Annotated in this window: 16 protein-coding genes and 2 pseudogenes; 14 read left to right on the top strand and 4 right to left on the bottom strand. The window is 44.8% G+C overall.

Going from position 1 to position 17,454, the window contains the following annotated elements:
- Positions 1 to 160: 160 nt before the first annotated feature.
- Positions 161 to 613: an NUDIX domain-containing protein gene (locus BCV73_RS24730; protein WP_089548937.1), complete on the top strand. Its 453-nt coding sequence runs from the start codon at positions 161 to 163 to the stop codon at positions 611 to 613.
- Between the two features lie 217 nt (positions 614 to 830).
- Entirely contained in the window at positions 831 to 1,391 is a 561-nt protein-coding gene (locus BCV73_RS24725; RefSeq protein WP_089548936.1) for a 2'-5' RNA ligase family protein, read from the top strand.
- Positions 1,392 to 1,632: 241 nt separating this feature from the next.
- Here BCV73_RS24725 and BCV73_RS24720 read toward each other — a convergent pair whose 3' ends face one another.
- A complete protein-coding gene (locus BCV73_RS24720) occupies positions 1,633 to 2,427 on the bottom strand; it encodes an SDR family NAD(P)-dependent oxidoreductase (RefSeq protein WP_089548935.1) in 795 nt (264 codons plus the stop codon).
- A gap of 143 nt (positions 2,428 to 2,570) precedes the next feature.
- Here BCV73_RS24720 and BCV73_RS24715 point away from each other — a divergent pair, with 143 nt between their 5' ends.
- Positions 2,571 to 3,422, top strand: a complete 852-nt coding sequence (locus BCV73_RS24715) for a helix-turn-helix transcriptional regulator (RefSeq protein ID WP_089548934.1) — start codon at positions 2,571 to 2,573, stop codon at positions 3,420 to 3,422.
- A gap of 189 nt (positions 3,423 to 3,611) precedes the next feature.
- Here the strand turns inward: BCV73_RS24715 and BCV73_RS35150 are convergent, their stop codons facing one another.
- On the bottom strand, positions 3,612 to 3,785 hold the full coding sequence (locus BCV73_RS35150; RefSeq protein WP_179232059.1) for a hypothetical protein: 174 nt from the start codon (positions 3,783 to 3,785) through the stop codon (positions 3,612 to 3,614).
- Between the two features lie 86 nt (positions 3,786 to 3,871).
- Between BCV73_RS35150 and BCV73_RS24710 the strand changes: the two genes are divergently transcribed.
- The 6 genes and pseudogenes from BCV73_RS24710 (at position 3,872) to BCV73_RS24680 (ending at position 8,756) form a co-directional block, all read left to right on the top strand.
- Positions 3,872 to 4,330, top strand: coding sequence for a hypothetical protein (locus tag BCV73_RS24710; protein WP_089548933.1), 459 nt, complete (start codon positions 3,872 to 3,874; stop codon positions 4,328 to 4,330).
- Between the two features lie 133 nt (positions 4,331 to 4,463).
- Positions 4,464 to 5,402: an AraC family transcriptional regulator gene (locus tag BCV73_RS24705; protein ID WP_089548932.1), complete on the top strand. Its 939-nt coding sequence runs from the start codon at positions 4,464 to 4,466 to the stop codon at positions 5,400 to 5,402.
- Between the two features lie 218 nt (positions 5,403 to 5,620).
- Positions 5,621 to 6,589, top strand: coding sequence for an SDR family oxidoreductase (locus BCV73_RS24700; RefSeq protein WP_089548931.1), 969 nt, complete (start codon positions 5,621 to 5,623; stop codon positions 6,587 to 6,589).
- Positions 6,590 to 6,735: 146 nt separating this feature from the next.
- Positions 6,736 to 7,560, top strand: coding sequence for a copper amine oxidase N-terminal domain-containing protein (locus BCV73_RS24695; protein ID WP_089548930.1), 825 nt, complete (start codon positions 6,736 to 6,738; stop codon positions 7,558 to 7,560).
- A 38-nt stretch (positions 7,561 to 7,598) separates the two neighbouring features.
- Positions 7,599 to 8,211 (top strand): annotated as a pseudogene (locus BCV73_RS24690) (Type 1 glutamine amidotransferase-like domain-containing protein).
- A 56-nt stretch (positions 8,212 to 8,267) separates the two neighbouring features.
- A complete protein-coding gene (locus tag BCV73_RS24680; protein WP_089548927.1) occupies positions 8,268 to 8,756 on the top strand; it encodes an NUDIX hydrolase in 489 nt (162 codons plus the stop codon).
- 135 nt (positions 8,757 to 8,891) lie between these two features.
- Here BCV73_RS24680 and BCV73_RS24675 read toward each other — a convergent pair.
- Positions 8,892 to 9,077, bottom strand: a pseudogene (locus BCV73_RS24675) (FAD-dependent monooxygenase); the annotation flags it as partial.
- Between the two features lie 93 nt (positions 9,078 to 9,170).
- On the bottom strand, positions 9,171 to 10,463 hold the full coding sequence (locus BCV73_RS24670; RefSeq protein ID WP_089548926.1) for an FAD-dependent oxidoreductase: 1,293 nt from the start codon (positions 10,461 to 10,463) through the stop codon (positions 9,171 to 9,173).
- 150 nt (positions 10,464 to 10,613) lie between these two features.
- On the opposite strand from BCV73_RS24670, the gene BCV73_RS24665 reads away from it, so the two are divergent.
- The 5 genes from BCV73_RS24665 to BCV73_RS24645 all read left to right on the top strand — a co-directional run bounded on the left by BCV73_RS24665 (position 10,614) and on the right by BCV73_RS24645 (position 17,451).
- Positions 10,614 to 11,225: a TetR/AcrR family transcriptional regulator gene (locus BCV73_RS24665; protein WP_089550390.1), complete on the top strand. Its 612-nt coding sequence runs from the start codon at positions 10,614 to 10,616 to the stop codon at positions 11,223 to 11,225.
- 251 nt (positions 11,226 to 11,476) lie between these two features.
- Positions 11,477 to 13,795, top strand: a complete 2,319-nt coding sequence (locus BCV73_RS24660) for a helix-turn-helix domain-containing protein (protein ID WP_481855801.1) — start codon at positions 11,477 to 11,479, stop codon at positions 13,793 to 13,795.
- 296 nt (positions 13,796 to 14,091) lie between these two features.
- Positions 14,092 to 14,949: an ABC transporter permease gene (locus tag BCV73_RS24655; protein WP_084204339.1), complete on the top strand. Its 858-nt coding sequence runs from the start codon at positions 14,092 to 14,094 to the stop codon at positions 14,947 to 14,949.
- Positions 14,950 to 14,962: 13 nt separating this feature from the next.
- On the top strand, positions 14,963 to 15,823 hold the full coding sequence (locus BCV73_RS24650) for a carbohydrate ABC transporter permease (protein WP_089548923.1): 861 nt from the start codon (positions 14,963 to 14,965) through the stop codon (positions 15,821 to 15,823).
- A gap of 65 nt (positions 15,824 to 15,888) precedes the next feature.
- Complete coding sequence (locus BCV73_RS24645) at positions 15,889 to 17,451, top strand: extracellular solute-binding protein (RefSeq protein WP_089548922.1); 1,563 nt, start codon at positions 15,889 to 15,891, stop codon at positions 17,449 to 17,451.
- The last annotated feature ends 3 nt before the right edge of the window (positions 17,452 to 17,454 follow it).

Genomic DNA, 17,454 nt, shown 5'->3' with positions numbered 1-17,454 from the left:
TGTCCATCCTTTAAGGGATGGATTTTTTATAAACTTGCCTTGAGAACGGATCATTCCACTGCATAAGACGGCTCAATGAAATCATTTGAAGGCAGCCTATGAATAAGTCGTTATGTGAAAAGCATGCAACGATAAAATCTAATTATGAGGAAGAAAATTTATGAAGGCTAATAAACCCCTAAAGAGAAAATCCTTCGGTTTTATCGTACAAACTGATCAGATGGGAAGAAAAAAATTATTAGTTTACTCGAATGAGCCAGGTGTACAGTTTAGGTTACCTGGTGGAAATATTGAGCCTGGAGAAACGGCTGAAGAGGCTTTATATAGAGAAATGTTGGAAGAGTCTGGGTTGACTTATTTACTGATGACGAAGAAACTCGGAGTTCAATATTATTACAAAGCATTTATAGATTCAAATGTGGAACGACATGATTTTCTTGTTGTACCAGATAGAAAACTTCCAGAAAAGTGGGAATTTATTGGCACAGGAGATGGAGGGGATCAAGGGAGCAAATTTAAATACCAGTGGATTACTAAAGATGGAATTCATTTAGTAGATGAAGAATTTAGAAAAGACATTATAGAGAGCTACTTAGAAGAACTATTCAGCTAACACGAAAGAAGCATGCCTATCATATAACATCATATCTACGATGCCGTCGCTACACCGTAATATCTAATTTAACTACTCACAAACGCATGTGGTTGCAGAGACTTCGCTAAGCTAACGGGAAACAATAGTTCAATCATGATACGACGGCAGACGACCAACTGATTGGTTGCCGAAACAGTACCGTGTGAGTGAGAATTATTTTTTCGGGGGAGATGAGATGTACGGAGTTGTTGCTCACTTTGACTCGAATACGGAACTCTATATAAAGAATGTTTGGAAAGGGTTGAGTGATAAAGCTATATCCCAATATGCTGAGGAAGTACAAGATAGACGACCACATATTACGATAGCAGGGTATGATTCTGGAATAAATATTGAACAATTTATCGCCGATTTTGACCGCTTCTATGAATCCCAAAAACAAATATCCATTACGCTGAGTTCGTTAGGGACTTTCTTAAACTCTGGAGCATTATTCCTAGCTCCTGTTCCTTCCAAAGAATTTTTAGAAATCCACGGTAACCATCATAACTACTTTGAAATATATCGAGCGAGTGCTGAAACTCAATATCTTCCGAATAATTGGATACCTCACTGCACGTTAGCTAATAGACTGAACGAAGAGAAGTTAAAAGAGGCGACTGTTTATTGCACTAAAAGAATCGAACCATTAACAACTTCAATTGTTGAAATATCAGTAATAAAAGCTATATATGAAAATAATAAGTGCATAAAATCACCATTGATTCACACAAAGGTATTAAAAAGGAACATCTAAAAACGGAAGTATAACAGATCTTCACTGAGGTGCGATATTTTAATGATCTTGGGAGCAGTTTGCTGGCGGGCCACTGCTTCACCCTTTGTTCAATTAACGGGAAATGTAATGTACTTCAGCCGTGGGATGTCTGAAATTCTATTGTAGTTTAGGGGCGACAGTAATTGTCGGAGCGTTTCATAACATGCGGAAGGAGTATCCCGGGGTAATGGACCCTATGGGATACTCCCTCCGTTAGGGACTACGCTCTTGCTCCGCCATCCACCGGCAGAACGACGCCTGTCACGTAAGAAGCGCGATCGCTCAATAACCAGGCAGCTGCTTGTGCGATCTCATGAGGATCGGCAGGACGTCTTAGAGGCGTCACAGAGTTGCTTTTTTCGATTATATCTGGAACTTGTGCAACTAACCCCTCGATCATCTCGGTCATGGTCGTGCCAGGTGCAATAGCGTTTACGCGGATACCCGAAGGCCCGTATTCAATGGCAGCCGTCTCGGTCAGACTATTAACAGCCCGTTTGGCGGCTCCGTAGACAGACAACCCCGGATTACCTCTGAAGCTGCCGACGCTGCTGTTATTGACAATGGCACCGGTACCCGCAGTATCGAGCATTGCCTTGATTTCCGCTTTCATTGCCACCCAGATTCCTTTGTAATTTATAGCTTGAAGAAGGTCGAAATCCTCTTCTGTGACCTCTGTTAATGGCGAAAGGGGAGCCCCAATTCCAGCATTATTGAATGCTATATCCAGGCGACCGTGACGCTCAACGGTCGTTTGAACCGCCCGTTCGATGCTGGCGGAATCGGCTAGATCGGCTACAATGTAATCGGCTTTACCGCCTTTCGCGATAATTTCCTCAACTCCAGAGCGTAGAGCTGCTTCTGTTCTTGCGACGAGAGTAACCGCCGCTCCTTCTTCGGCGAAGAGTTTGGCTGCCGCTGCTCCGATGCCGCGGCTGGCCCCTGTAACCAGAGCTACTTTATTGATAAGCATTCCCTGAGAATTGTAATGTTTGTGCTGTGTTATTGATTGCATGGCCTGTCTCCTTTAAAGTCTGGTTTGAAACGTTTCAAACTGAGTTGAAGCGATTTCTATGATTGAGTATAATTTTCTAATACACTTTTAACGAGAGGTTGCTTAATCATAGGTTTCCGAGTAATAGGTTAGGAGGGATTGAGATGAACGATCGCGAGCGCCGCTTGGCTCTTGGTGATTTTTTGCGTAAACAGAGGTCAAGCCTTTCTCCAGAGGATTTGGGATTGCCGACTGGGTCGCGCCGCCGGACAGCCGGATTGCGCAGGGAAGAGGTCGCACAGCTGTCGAATATCGGCACATCCTGGTATATGTGGCTTGAGCAGGGACGTGATGTCCGTCCGTCAGTACAAGTGTTGGAAAGCCTAGCTGCGGCTCTAAAGCTTAATCCCAATGAACGACGCCATCTTTTTTTTCTTGCAGGAGAATCACTGCCTCCTTACTTGTCTCCTCATAAAGAAAGTATCGGGTCAGCATTTCAAAGGATGCTGGATGACCTTACTCCGAATCCTGTATATATTCTGGGAAGACGTTGGGATTTTGTGGCCTGGAATGATGCTGCAAATGAGGTTTTCTCTATTTCCTCGGCAGCACCGCCTCATGAATTCAATTTAATCTGGCGGTATTTCACGGACCCGGTATGGAAGAGGCGCTTCAAAAATTTCGATCAAAAGGCTACGGGAATGATTGCGGAGTTCCACACGGCATCCGCCCGCTACGTTGAGGATTCGTCGTTTGCCGAATTAATAGAAGATCTTAAACGAATAAGTCCTGAATTTGACCGGCTATGGCTGCAGCATGAAACGCCCGGCTCTCTTGAAGGATTTAAAGAAGTGGAGCATCCCTTCATGGGGCTGCTTGAGTTTGATCATATTACCCTGCAAATCCCCAATGATCCTGATATGAGAGTGATGATTTACATGCCTCTACCAGCAACAAGATCAAAGCTGGAAAAATATTTGCCAAAGGGATCACCTGCAAAAGAAAGTAAAGGATAACATCATTATCCTAAGCGCGGGGGGCTTTCGATGTGGGAGTTTTATAATGTCGGAGGACAAGAACGTACACACATAAGAAGTCGCGGGATCCGCGGCTTTTTTTGTTTTAACGATGCAAGTTCTTGCCCTCAGTTAGGGACATGAACTTGCATCGTTATTTAGAGAAGCCTGCGGCCATAATCTCCCCTCTTATTCCTCGAAATCGGTACTCACCGTCGTTTCTTTCCAATTTTCAATGTCGTTAAGCATGTCACCCAATTTTGCGGTTGCTACCGCATATGTGTCTTTGCCCAGCAATAATGTTGTCCAAAAGCCGGCTGCCTTTTCCTCAATTAACGGGCAGGGGAGTTCAAAGTTTTTCACGAATACCCTACAAATGGATTATTTACGAAGATCGTGAATTAGACGTTAACCGAAAGCTGAATAGAGCATAAGTAGAGGAGCCTGAAATGAATAAATCTAAAAATATTATAACTGTATTAGCAGTTGTAGTTATTATTCTGGTAGTTTTTCTAATATATTCTATGAATTTACAAATGAACAATAAAGAGATTTTAAAATACAAACAAAACATGATTGATATGGAATTTAAATATCAGTTAGGTGAATCAGCTGCATGTTTTAGTAGGGATTTTACCGGTGGAAACAACACTAATTATGAAAGTTGTGTAGGTACAGTAGCTGCCGCTTCAGCTGTATCTAAACCCTCGTCTTATGAAGCCACTAACGATTTGATAGATGTAGGACTTGATGGTTTATACAAAGCAATGATAAATGGAGACAAGAAAGAAATAGTAATAGGTAAGGCTGAAAAGATAAGAAATATCTTCATAAAATTAAATCTAGATCCAACAGATATAGAAACCACAGCTGAACTAAACAATCTTGTTGCAAGTCTTTATAAATAAAGAATTCTTCAACCATAATTACCAGCAAAAAAGAATTGAGAAAAATAACTTGAAGAAGCAGCGGAAATGGGGGGCAGAGGAGTCCGCCACATCGTTCGATATGAAAAGTTAAGAAGGAGGTGCTCTCGAAAAAATGCTGGATAATCACGAGATTATACGGGTATCCGATAATGCCCAGAGATCACTTGATGCGGAAACGGCCCGACTGGCAAGTCTGATTTACGCTCATACTTCGTATGACGGGACCTATGATGTGCGGATCCCTGGGTTGTATGTCATTCGTTACTCACATGTAGAAGCAGCGGATTACTTACATACCATCTACTCGCCTGCCGTCGGCATTGCCGCGCAAGGAAAAAAAATCTTAACCGTGGGGCAGGAGGTACATGAGTATGGCGGGTCTCGTATTTTTATTGCTCCCGTTGCCTTACCGGTTGCGATGAAAACCATACAAGCCAGCCCTGCCGAACCGTTCTTGGGAGTAGGACTGTACCTTGATCCACAAAGGCTCGCTGATTTGGTTCCGAAAGTATTTCCGCAGGGGTTGCCTAAAGTCCGCAATCGTAGTGCGGGTTACGTGGTTGATGCTGATTTGGCCATTATGAATGCCGTGGTAAGACTTGTAGACTGTCTATCCCATCCGGGTGATGAAAAATTGCTTGCTCCGCTCGTCATGGACGAGATTTACATCCGGCTTCTCCGCAGCTCCATCGGCGTTAACGTTGCCGAGACGGTTTTTGCAGATTCCGGTGTGCAGCGGATTGTGAAAGCAATTGACTGGCTGCAGGCCAACTACTCCCAGCCATTAAAAATCGCAGATTTGGCAGAGATGGTCCATATGAGCGAGTCATCGTTTCGTGAGCATTTTAAGTCGGTTACGGCAATGAGCCCCATACAATACCAGAAAGCTCTGCGCCTTCAAGAAGCAAGACGCCGGATGTTATCCAATAAATTGGATGCGACGACTGCGGCCCGGGCTGTGGGATATGTGAGCGATTCCCAATTCAGCCGGGATTACAGCAGCTTCTTTGGAAGTCCTCCAAGCAGAGATATCGCCAAATGGCGCAAATAAACACAGTATTTGAACGGATCGGGAGGCATCATCGCTTTTTTCCATATATATACCCGCGGCCATAAGGCTTAGCGGGTTTTACCTTTTCTGGAGAGCAGATTTCGTTGAATCAAGCAAAAACTTAAGCGAATAAGGCAAACTTCGGGATGAACAAACTCCTATACTATGGTTAAAGCGAGGTTCAAGAAATCTGTTTAAAAATTTGAGGAGGATTTTACATGCATGTTTTTGTTACGGGGGCTGCCGGCTTCATCGGAGCAGAGGTTGTTCGTAAACTAATAGATGCTAACCATCATGTAGTTGGTCTGGTTCGTTCCAAAGAGGCTGGCAGGAGGCTCACTGCTATAGGTGCAAAGGTGCAAATGGGTTCAATAGAGGATATCGAATGCTTGCATAGAGGAGCTGCAGAGGCTGATGGTGTTATTCACTTGGCCTTTTTCCATAAGTTCTCGCATGCCAGTCTCCGGACACGCCTTCGAATTTTGCTCGGGGGCAATCCCCGCCTTGCGTCTTTGAGGTTCACGAAGGCTGCTGCAGAGGCTGACAGACGCGCCATTGAGACATTTGGTACTGTGCTTTCGGGCCGCGACTGTCCACTAGTCGTCGCTATTCCAACTATGAGCCTCTCACCGGGTGGACTGGCAACAGAAGAGCATGCACCCGATCCTAACTCCTTAGGAAGCGGACGGGTTCCGTCGGAGATCGCTACACTGGCATTGGCAAAACGGGGAGTCCGCTCCTCAGTTGTTCGTCTTCCTCCGCTTGTACATGATTCTGGCGGTGATAAGAACGGCTTATTACCGCTTCTGATTCGCACGGCTCGTGATAAAGGTATCTCCGCCTATGTGGGCGAGGGGACCAACCGCTGGCCGGCTGTGCATCGCCTAGATGCGGCTCAATTGTTTAAGCTTGCATTGGAGAAAGCCCCGGCAGGGTCGCGACTCCATGCGGTGAGAGATGAGGGAGTGCCATTTCGAGAAATCGCCGTCACCATCGGCCAACATCTGAAGCTCAAGATAGATAGCATTGACGTGGACAAGGCGGGTTCACATTTCGGATGGATAGGAGCCTTCGCGTCGGTGGATAATCCTGTATCAAGCGCATTAACTCAAGAGCGCCTGGGGTGGCGTCCCGTACATCCATCCCTTATTGAGGACATTCATGAGGGGCACTACTTCCGCAGATAATTTGATCTTGGCTAGGAGCGGTTTGCCGGCGGCAGCTGCTCCTTTTGTTATTTATCAAGCTCACGAGCAGTTTAGCGCAACATTACTTCACACTTCTCGTCATAATATTAGTTCACTAAAATATGCCAAGAAAGGAATAGAATATTATGAAAAAGGTTCTAACAGGAATTTTCGCTGCATTCATTTTATCTATCTCTTCACCTGCATACGCGGCAGATATGCAAATAAAAGTTGAAGGAATTACTATTGCCTCCGCTGTGAAGCCCGAAATGAAGAACAATCGAACGATGGTGCCTTTGCGTTTTATCAGTGAAAATTTGGGAGCCAAGGTCACCTGGTCGGGTTCGGAATTTACGCTCGCAAAAAGCGATATGCTGGTAATCTTAAAATTGAAGAGCCGTACGGCGATGAAAAATGGTAAACCTGCGCTACTGGATGCAACCCCATATATCAAGAATGATCGCATCATGGTTCCGCTTCGCTTTATTGCAGAAACGTTTAATTGCAGCGTCGGATTCAGAAATTCGACAGTATCTGTTGAACCTGCCCCATTTGTTCTAGATGGAGTGAAAGTCAAAGCATTGCAATACGAAGTTAACTATACAATGGGCAGCATAGTAGAAGAAATTAATGGGAGTGCCTATATCGAAGCGATTTATCATATTTTTGACAACAAAGGAAGTAAGTCGAATCCCCCTGCCAGTTACACTTCGAGTGTTATAGAGCTTACAAGGGGGGATTATTACATGAGTGGAAAGTTTGATTTTTTGGATCAAAAAGGGAACAGCATTAAACAATTTTATCTCTATACTTTATCTCATTCCGAGGGCAACCCCAGTGTTATGTTATATGATGCGACTGAAAAACAATGGTACTCGTTTACCTACCCAGCATTTCAATCGATTGATAAGTTCATTGAAACTGCCGGGAAGAACGGTTTTCTGACGACGATCAGTGATACAAATCCATAAGGCAACAACTTAGAGGCGGCATTCTCATAGTTCAGAAAATGGCAGTTTTAAGGAGAAGATACAGAATGGACAGAACAATTCTCGCAATTTCTGGCGGTGGTTTTTCCGAAGAAGACCAAGCCTACATTGATGAATACTTATTAAAAATACCTAGAAAGCAAGAACCATTAAAAATTGCATTTATTGCAACAGCCAGTAACGATGCACAAGGCTATATCGATAAGTTTTATAAGGCTTTTAAAAATGAACAATCAAGCCATCTTACTATAAATGATTTTGACACACCCCACATTCAAGAAATTGTTAATGATTTAGATATTGTGTATGTAGGCGGCGGGAATACCCAATATATGCTTCGACGTTGTGTTAAGAAATGCTTATCAAAAAGGTGTCGTATTAGCAGGTATAAGTGCAGGGTCCATGTGTTGGTTTGGAACTTGTTTTAGTGAAAAAAATGAAGAAGAATTCGAAGAATTTGAAGGTTTAGGATTGTTAAAAGGCAGTCTTTGTCCGCACTATAATGATAAAGAGCGTCGTATTGCATTTGATATTTGGGCTTCTACTCAAAAAAACAGCACGCTTTATACTTTATTGGATAATGAGAATTTACACTTTAAAAATGAAAAGTTAGTTGCAAAAATAATTACATGACGCTCTAAAGATCAGTGTGCTTTTTATACAAACGTTCCGCATAAGGGGGTTGTAGTATGCCATTTCCAACGCACATCGTAACCGCAGGTGGATTTGTGGAAGATGAGCAAGGAAATATCCTTTTAGTAAAAACTCGTGACGGTGGTTGGGTATACCCCGGTGGACAAGTGGAAGTTGGAGAAAACTTGATGGATGCTTTGGTTCGTGAAATTAAAGAGGAAAGCGGAATTGACATCACGGTTAGCAGCTTAATTGGTGTTTATTCAAATACAGGGATTTTTAAATGGTATGATGGCGTGACTGATATTCCTACACAAGTTATTTTTGATTTTGTATGCAAAACTGTTGGAGGGGAGTTAGCTGTTTCTGAAGAAACAACCGATAGCCGTTGGGTAGCGAAGGATAGAGTTCTTGATTTCATTACACATCCGGCGATTCGCACTCGCTATCAGGCTTATTTTGAGTTTAACGGAGCCGTAAATTACATAGAGTATGTAACGAACCCTGAGTTCCTAATCAAACATCAAACACATATATCGAAGTAGATTGTTTCTTGTGACACAATGTTGCCAGAGGACAAAAACTTTGACCCATTAAGGTCGCTAATTAAGCGACTTTTTTATTTTATCGGTATAATTGCTAGTCCCAAGCCAAAGGACAAAAACCTCTTTACCGATTGCCGCCGGAAAATGAATGTGCGCCGAATCTCCCGCTAAAAACAATCGACCATGTAGATAGCTTCCCGCTTGCCGCGTAGCATTTCCGAAACGGGACATCCATTTCATTGTTTCTTGATAGAGTCTCTCCAACTTGCTCAATCGGCTGATATCGGCTTGAATTGCCGTTCTTATGGGGACATCCTTCATCAGGACGAGATGCAATGGTCTCGTGAGTTTCAGGGCTTTTTCCTGAGGTAGGAAAAGCCCTTTCTACATCCTCGTATGCGAAATGAAAGTCTGTTATATTAAATTCTCTTTTAGTAATGCTTTTAATCCTGCCGTATTTATTACATTCCATGGTGTGTTTAATTCTGGCTGAAAGAAGAAGTCGGCATATGCCAATTGTTCTAATGTGCATCCGGTTTGAATCGCAAGGGAGACCGTATTGATATTAGCAGTCAAATCAACTTTAGACATGATTTGTCCCCCTAAAATCTCTAAAGTTGTTGGATCGTAAACCAGTTTGAACATAACGTTTGTCTCCGGAGAAAACAGGGACGTCTCTTGTTCCAAGTAAACGGATTTTATTTCAATGCCAAGCTTTTTTGCTGTTTTATCATTCAAACCCGCTGTAGCGAAATAATAATCGAAAATATGCGCACCTGAAGAGCCTTGTACACCAGGAAGCGGATGAATGGCTTCGAATAAGTTTTTCACTGCATAATGTGCTTGACGACGCGCGTTGGTTCCTAATGAAACATTCATCCGCATTTTACCGGGATGGTACCAAACCGTTGTTGCATCCCCAATGGCGAAAATATCGGGATCACTTGTACGCATGTATTCATCTGTTTTAATTCTGCCATCCGGCAATAATTCCACTGCGCCCCGCAACCATTCCGTGTTGGGACGATTGCCGGCAGACAAGATGACCAGGTCAGCTGAATAGGTGCCTTTTTTAGTTACAACCTTGATGACTTTATTATTTTCATCACCGACAAATTCGATGATCGAGTTGCCCAGTGCCAATTCGACATCGCGATCTTTCATTTCTTTTTCAAGCACATCCGTAAATTCTTGATCTAAATAGGAGCTTAAAGGACGATCGTTGATGTCCATTAACGTAACCTTTTTCCCTGACTCGGCAAATAAGGAAGCTGCTCCAGTCCCAATGTACCCTGCGCCAACAATAACAACGGTTTTAATATCTGGATCTGCCGCATGTTTTCTCATATTGAATATATCTTGTCGACTGCTCATCGTACCGATGTTTTTTAAATGATGTCCAGGGACAGGAAGAATAAATGGCTTTGCACCAGGACTTAAAATGATTTTGTCATAACCCTCCGTTCGCGTTTCCCCTGTCGCATGATTGAATATTTCCACTTGGTGTTTGCCAGGTACTACTTTAGTTATTTCAGTGTTGCCGAAGACGGTTACTCCTTGTTGTTGAATGGATTCAAGATCCTTGGCCGGAATGGAGGAGAAGTCTCCTTTGTCATACCATTGAACGTTCGCTTTCGGGTACATCCATCGTAACGCTTCAACCGCTTCAATACCTCCGTGCGATCCTCCTAAAACAATAGCTTTCATGATGACCTCTCCTTTAAATACATCTTTGTATCTTATTTGATAATTAGGATACATTACTGTATCTTAAAAAGTCAATTAGATACATGTGTGAATCTTATTCATTTAAGATACAGTTTGATGTATAATGAACGTACAAGGAGAGAAAGAATGATGACCGAATCAAATAAAAGCCGCCGCCGCGGCGACCAATTACAAAATGATATTTATGCAGCTACGTATCGTCTGCTGGAGACGGAAGGGTACAGTGCGATTAATTTTTCGCGTATTGCTCGTGAGGCGAACACCAGTCGTTCGGTGGTTTATCGTTATTGGGATACCCCGTTTGATTTAGTGTTTGCAGCTGTCCAACAACAGATGCAACAATCGGAAGAGGAACTCAACAATTTGGATTTTGACAGAGGCAGTCTCCGTGATAGTTTAGTATACGTTGGTCAGTATTTTATTCTGGAGTCCAACCAGGGACCGTTTAGATTGTTTAAAATGCTGTTTTCCGAGATGATTAACCAGCAGGAGCGAGAACGGACAGGCCAGATGTTGGCCAAAGCAACGGGTTCCAATATTAAGATGATGGATTACGTTCTTCAACGGGCCGTGCAACGGGGAGAAATCACAAAATTCCCACCTAAAGCGACCAAACTAATTCTTTTTGAGCAAATTCGCTATACGTTTATGCTTGAAAATGGATTGGTGTCGAATCAGAAATTGGAAGAGATTGTTGATCATGTAGTGTTGCCGGCAATTTTGTATTTTTCTAAACAGTGAATAAGCTGGTACCGAGCGTAGCTTACACACTTTTTGATTCCATCATAGACTGGGGCATATGCTCCAGTCTTTTTTTTGTTGCGCTCATGGCCATGTAACCCTAAAGCGAGGTCCGGCTGCCTTTCAGGCAGAAGCGGTGATATTTTGCAAAGTAAACAAGTACAAATTTAGTGAAAATAGTTTAAGATAGGGATGAAATAATATTTTGTAATTAATTTGTATTTATGAAATTTTATTGGAGGGTTGTCATGGTGAACCGTTTCTGGCAAACGTATCGCACAGTGCTGTTTTGTCGGTTATTCGCTAACTACTTCGCACTGATTCTTACCCCAGTCATCGTAGCCGCCGTACTGACCAATTTTTTTGTCGTCCGGTTGATTGAGCATGATGCGGAAAGATTGAACAATACCATCATGCAGCATTTCTCGGAGCAAACCGACGACACCTTCGCCTCTCTCGAAGGCGATATGGTGAACATGCTGTCAACTGCAAGCCTCAAGAACTTTCCCGGAACGTCTGGCGATCCGGCCGACCTCACGCAGCACTATGAATGGATTCACTCGCTCATGCAACAAATGAATAAACTGGATTCGGAAGATCTAGTGTACAAATCGTTCCTGTACTTTGCCAGCGAAGATCTTGTCATCGACGGCAATACATACAACAACAAGGACGAGTATTTCCGGGAACAGTATCTGATTAAAGATACGGATATGCCATCCTACTTTGCCAATTTTACTGGCAAGAAATCGATGGTTTTTACAAAACCGCATACCGTATTTGAAAGGCCGCCGTTCACTCGGGACATTGTCTCAACCCACTCGAACACCGCCATGCTGATGAGCTATCCATTCAACAATAGCAATCCCGAAGTCTATTTGGTCGTGAATCTTGATCTAGATGAGCTTCGCGGGCGATTGGGCATTCAGGAGAAGTGGGTAACGGATACGATGCTGGTCAACTCGTCCGGCTCTGTCCTGATCTCGAACGGATCGTCCGAGCTACAGCCTGATTCATTTGCAGCAATGATCCGGATGAATCCGGAACAGACTTTATTTTTATACGAAAATAAGAAAGCGCTATCATTTACCAAATCCCGGTTCAATGATACTTGGTATTACGTAAGCATGATCGATCTGCCCACCCTGATGAAGCCGGCAAGCACGATCCGCACGATGACGTTCGTACTGCTTGGCATGTTTATCATCGTAGGCGGCTTGGTTTCTTATGATTTGAGCCGGAGATTGTACAATCCGATTCGCGAAATTAAAACGGGGCTGGAATCGCAGCATCCGCATCTGGACGACGCACCCGGCTCCCACAGCGGCAACGAGTTCGATACGATAAAACGGTTTTCGCATTTGCTAATCTCTAAGAACAAAGAGCTGACACAGACCGTAAACGGCATGTTCCCGATCGTTCAGGAGCAATTTATTGTTCGAGTGTTGTTTGGTGAATACCGCGACAGCTTGTCCATCGAATATTACGCGAAAGAAATTGCCTTCCCGTACAAGCCGGTATCAGCCGCAACCGTCCTCTGCATTGATATCCAATACTATTCGCCATTCGCGGAACAGCTGTCTGAAACGTCCAAATCATTTATGCTGGCGGAGCTGAAGGAGAAGATTCGCAAGCTGTCCCCGGCATTGATTTGGGTATGTCAAACACGTTCCGAACAATTGTCCTGTGTGTTACATCACGAAGAGAATGGGATCTGTGACCCCATGGAAACAGCGAATGTTATAAAGCTGCTCCTGGAGCATCCTTATTACAAGGCTTCCATTGGGATCGGGGAAACAGTCCATTCCGTCGCCGCCCTCCATCAGTCTTACAACCATGCGGTTTCGATGCTCCATTATAAGAGTTTGCACTCTGGTGCGGAAATTTGCAGCGAACAAAGGGTGTGGAAGGAACGATCGTCAGGAGATAGTTTCTTGTCTGCTCAAGAAGTGAACCGGATCTTCAATAGGTACAAAGCTGGCGATTACAAAAACTTGCTTCAGTCCGTGTTCGACTTGCTGGACGCAGGAATGCGAAGTAATGCGAACGCAGATCAGATGAAGAACTTGGGCACCGATGTGCTGAATACTTGGGCCAGGGCCATCGAAAGTGAGCAAAACGATTTTGACATCTCGGTCTATTCCGAGTTGTTTGCCTCCATCAACCGCTGTGTAACCTGGGAAGAAATGAGGCAAACATTTCGGGAAATACACGGCGTATTGTTCCGGAAAATCGAAGTGCCGGATCGTAAACAACAGTTTGCCGAAATTTTGGACTATATTCGGACCCATTATAACGAAGAACTCTCCATTGAGCATTTCGCGGAGCAAATGAACATGTCCGCCGGGCATTTCAGCCGCATGTTCAAGGAAGAGGTAGGTGAGAAGTATGTGGAATACATCGCCAAGTACAGGATTTCCAAAGCGAAGCAATTTTTGCTCGAAACCGATCTAAAAATCGATGATATAGCCGAACAAATCGGCTATTGGGGAAGGAACTCATTCATCCGTAATTTTCGCCGTTACGAAGGAATTACCCCGGCTAAATATCGCGCGATTCATCAAGCATGAGTCTTCTTTTTTTCGAAGTCTCATTTTTTTCACCTGCTTATTATGCGAGTTGGCGTTGTCATGCGGTTTGTAAAAATGGAGACAACCCGAAAACATGGTGCTTTACCCGCGGCGTGTCACCACATATAGTCAGAGCAAAGATTCGGCTGGCGTTCAAACGCCTGCCAAAGGAGGTGAAACCGTTGTCATTGGATCGAAGCGACGCCGCGAAGGCACAAATACCAGCCCGAGATCAAAGTGGAAAGGGCACTTCTCTCCGATTCAAGCTGAAGAAATACAAAACGTTATATTTGCTGATGCTGCCCGGCATCCTGTATTACATCCTCTTCAAGTACGCGCCGATGTACGGGGTGATCATCGCGTTTCAGAATTTCTCGATCGGCCGTGGTATCATGGGCAGCAAGTTTGTCGGCCTGCAGCATTTTATTGATTTTTTCCTCAACACGCCGGATGCCTGGAAGCTGGTCCGGAATACGGTCATGCTCAATGTATACGACCTGATATTTCGTTTTCCGGCACCAATCATTCTTGCCTTGCTGTTCCATGAAATCCGAAGCCGGAAGTTCAAATGGTTCGTGCAGAGCGTCAGCTACATGCCTCACTTTTTATCTACCGTCGTGATCGCCGGCATTATGGTGACCTTTTTGTCGCAGCAGACCGGAATCGTCAATCATATACTCGACTGGCTCGGCTTCGGGCGAATTATGTTTCTCGGCGAGCCAGGTTGGTTCCGTACGATCTACGTAGGCTCGGAAATTTGGCAGACGATCGGCTGGGGCACCATCTTGTACTTGGCGGCTATTGCCGGCGTCGATCCGACGTTGTATGAGGCTGCAAAAATCGATGGCGCCAATCGGTTTCAACAAATGCGTCATGTGACCTTCATCGGCATGATTCCGGTAATGATCGTCCTGTTTGTCCTGACGCTTAGCCACTTTATGGAAACCGGCTTCCAAAAAATTATTTTGCTGTACAATCCGATGACCTATGAAACCGCGGATGTCCTCAACACATACATTTATCGCCGCGGCATCCTATCCGCCGACTTCAGCTTCGCTACGGCTGTCGGTTTGTTCCAGTCGGTGATCGGATTCGTGCTAGTCGTCTCAGCGAACCGTGTCGTCAAGAAATTTTCGGACACTAGTCTCTGGTGAAGGAGGCCGAGAAATGAAAATCAAGGAAAGCTTCGGCTCGAAGTTATTTGACGCTGTGAATATCTTCCTCATGTCCATCCTCATTATCGTCATGGTCTATCCACTCGTATATGTGTTTTCCGCTTCCATCAGTGATAACGCCATGGTCATGAGCGGGCGGGTCGTTCTCTGGCCCAAAGCGATCAACTTCATTGCTTATGAACGGCTCCTCGGCAATCCGGATCTATGGATCAGCTATTGGAACACGATTCGCTATACCGCCGTTCAAACCTTCTTATCGCTCGCCGTTACATCTGCCATGGCTTATCCGCTTGCCAAAAAGGGGCTACCTGGCCGTCCGCTGATCCTGTTCCTGGCGGCCTTCACGCTGATGTTCGGAGGAGGGATGATCCCGACCTTCCTTGTTGTACAGAAACTGGGACTGCTTGATACGATGTGGGCGATCGTGCTGCCCTCGCTAGTCAGCACTTGGTATCTGTTCATCATGCGCACCTTTTTCGAAGGATTGCCGGAAGAGCTTGAAGATGCCGCCACCATTGATGGCTGTGGCACGATGCAGGTGTTCCTAAAGATTGTACTTCCGCTTTCGCTTCCGGTACTCGTCTCCATTGGTCTGTTCACCGCCGTTAATCAATGGAACTCGTTCTTCGATGCGCTGATCTATTTGAACGATCGGAGCATGTACCCCTTACAAATCATGCTGCGCAACATTATTATCGCCGGCTCGAATGTCCAGGGCGAAGGCAACACGGACTATATAGAGACGCTGAAATATGCCATGATTACGATTGCTACGGTACCGATATTATGCGTGTATCCGTTCATTCAAAAATATTTCGTACAAGGCACCATGATCGGCGGAATCAAAGGGTAGATGTAGATTCCACCGGAACTTATTCCTATATATATCCGATGTCAATATAAGGAGGGTATAAACAAGTGAGTAAAAGAATGATGGCCATCATCCTTTCTGCCGTTATGCTGAGCGTTCTGACCGCAGGCTGCAGTGGAAAAGGCGGGAAGCAAGAAGGGGCAAATGGAGGAGGGACAGACTCGCAAAAGCCAATTTCGTTCTCTTGGCTAGTTTACGATCGCCCGGAAGGAAAGGTAAAGAATGATTGGGAGATTTTCAAGGAAATCGAAGCGAAAACGGGCGTCAAAGTGGATTGGCAGGTTGTCAGCCAAGAAGGCCTGACGGAGAAGCGGCAGATTATGATCGCTACCAACACGGTCACTGATTTTAGTCAGCCGACAAATCAAGAGGCTAGGGAGAACGGGCCGGAGAACGTGTTCCTGAATTTGAACGATTATTTGGATATCGCGCCCAATCTCAAAAAGTTTTATGAAACTTATCCCGAAGCGAAAGCTGTCGCAACTGGAGCGGATGGCGGTATCTACGACGTTCCGGTACTCGAAGGGGACCCTGCTGGGAAAGGCTTCAATTATATTTGGATGGCCCGCAAGGATTTGATGGATAAATATAACTTGAAAGCCCCGACAAATATTAATGAATTTTATCAATTCCTGAAAGACTTGAAGGCTAAAGAGCCGGACAGCTACCCGCTCAGCTTCAATACTCCGGTCACGGCGGATACCGGAATGTATACCGTATTCGGAAAGATTTTCACAGGTATTACAGGCTTTTTCAATCAAAGTCCGACGGAAGATAAGTACGAATTCGCGCCGTACAATAGCGGATATAAAGATGCACTTGTATTTATGAATAAGCTGTATACGGAACAACTGCTCGACCCCGAATTTTATTTGTTGACTCCGGATCAGTGGGAAGAACGGTTCTTAAAAGGGAAGTCGTCCGTAACCTACTACTGGAAGGCGGAAGTGAACCCGACGATCGACAAAGCGAAGCAAGCCGGCACGTCGGATTACGATCTGGATGCGCTTCCCGAGTTTGCCGCAGACGGCGTAAAGACCTACCAGTTTTCCCGTCCGGTCGTAGGATCGGTGGGGCGGGCCATTTCGGCGAAAGTCAAAGATAAGGAAAGAGCCGTCAAATTTCTTGATTATCTAGTGAGTGAAGAGGGCACCAATTATTTATCGCTCGGTATTGAAGGCAAATCGTATACCCTTGAGGACGGGAAGCCGGTCTACATGAAAGAGTTCGGAGCTAGCCCCTATGTGCCGCTGCGCCGCGATTTCGGTGTATGGTACGACAACATTTCGCTGAACAACGCATTGGCACGTCAAACGTGGGAGAGAGGTCTCGACGACAAAAGCAAAGCGATCAACAGCAGCTATGAAAAGTTCATCATTCCCGCGCCTAAGGCACTCGTGAAGACTACGGAAGAGCTCGATCTGGAAAAATCGAAGCTGACCCCGCTCACCAAGTTTTTGGAGCAGAAAATTACGGAATTCGTGACAGGCAAGACGCCGATTACCGACGCGAACTACCAGCAGTTCTTGGATCAATTGAAGAAACTCGGCTCCGATGAACTGCTGGAGATGTACAATACGGCATATCAGCGCACGTATGGCTCCAAGTAAGCG

The sequence above is a fragment of the Paenibacillus sp. SSG-1 genome (assembly GCF_002224835.1).
Lineage (GTDB): Bacteria > Bacillota > Bacilli > Paenibacillales > Paenibacillaceae > Paenibacillus_AQ > Paenibacillus_AQ favisporus.
This window is presented reverse-complemented; position numbering and strand designations above follow the sequence as displayed.

Excerpts from the sequence above, each read along its gene's own strand:
- BCV73_RS24680 (WP_089548927.1), top strand. The coding sequence starts at position 8,268 with ATGCCATTTCCAACGCACATCGTAACCGCAGGTGGATTTGTGGAAGAT.
- BCV73_RS24725 (WP_089548936.1), top strand. The coding sequence starts at position 831 with ATGTACGGAGTTGTTGCTCACTTTGACTCGAATACGGAACTCTATATA.
- BCV73_RS24670 (WP_089548926.1), bottom strand. The coding sequence starts at position 10,463 with ATGAAAGCTATTGTTTTAGGAGGATCGCACGGAGGTATTGAAGCGGTT.
- BCV73_RS24700 (WP_089548931.1), top strand. The coding sequence starts at position 5,621 with ATGCATGTTTTTGTTACGGGGGCTGCCGGCTTCATCGGAGCAGAGGTT.
- BCV73_RS24665 (WP_089550390.1), top strand. The coding sequence starts at position 10,614 with ATGACCGAATCAAATAAAAGCCGCCGCCGCGGCGACCAATTACAAAAT.
- BCV73_RS24705 (WP_089548932.1), top strand. The coding sequence starts at position 4,464 with ATGCTGGATAATCACGAGATTATACGGGTATCCGATAATGCCCAGAGA.
- BCV73_RS24650 (WP_089548923.1), top strand. The coding sequence starts at position 14,963 with ATGAAAATCAAGGAAAGCTTCGGCTCGAAGTTATTTGACGCTGTGAAT.
- BCV73_RS24695 (WP_089548930.1), top strand. The coding sequence starts at position 6,736 with ATGAAAAAGGTTCTAACAGGAATTTTCGCTGCATTCATTTTATCTATC.
- BCV73_RS24655 (WP_084204339.1), top strand. The coding sequence starts at position 14,092 with ATGCTGCCCGGCATCCTGTATTACATCCTCTTCAAGTACGCGCCGATG.
- BCV73_RS24720 (WP_089548935.1), bottom strand. The coding sequence starts at position 2,427 with ATGCAATCAATAACACAGCACAAACATTACAATTCTCAGGGAATGCTT.
- BCV73_RS24730 (WP_089548937.1), top strand. The coding sequence starts at position 161 with ATGAAGGCTAATAAACCCCTAAAGAGAAAATCCTTCGGTTTTATCGTA.
- BCV73_RS24710 (WP_089548933.1), top strand. The coding sequence starts at position 3,872 with ATGAATAAATCTAAAAATATTATAACTGTATTAGCAGTTGTAGTTATT.
- BCV73_RS24715 (WP_089548934.1), top strand. The coding sequence starts at position 2,571 with ATGAACGATCGCGAGCGCCGCTTGGCTCTTGGTGATTTTTTGCGTAAA.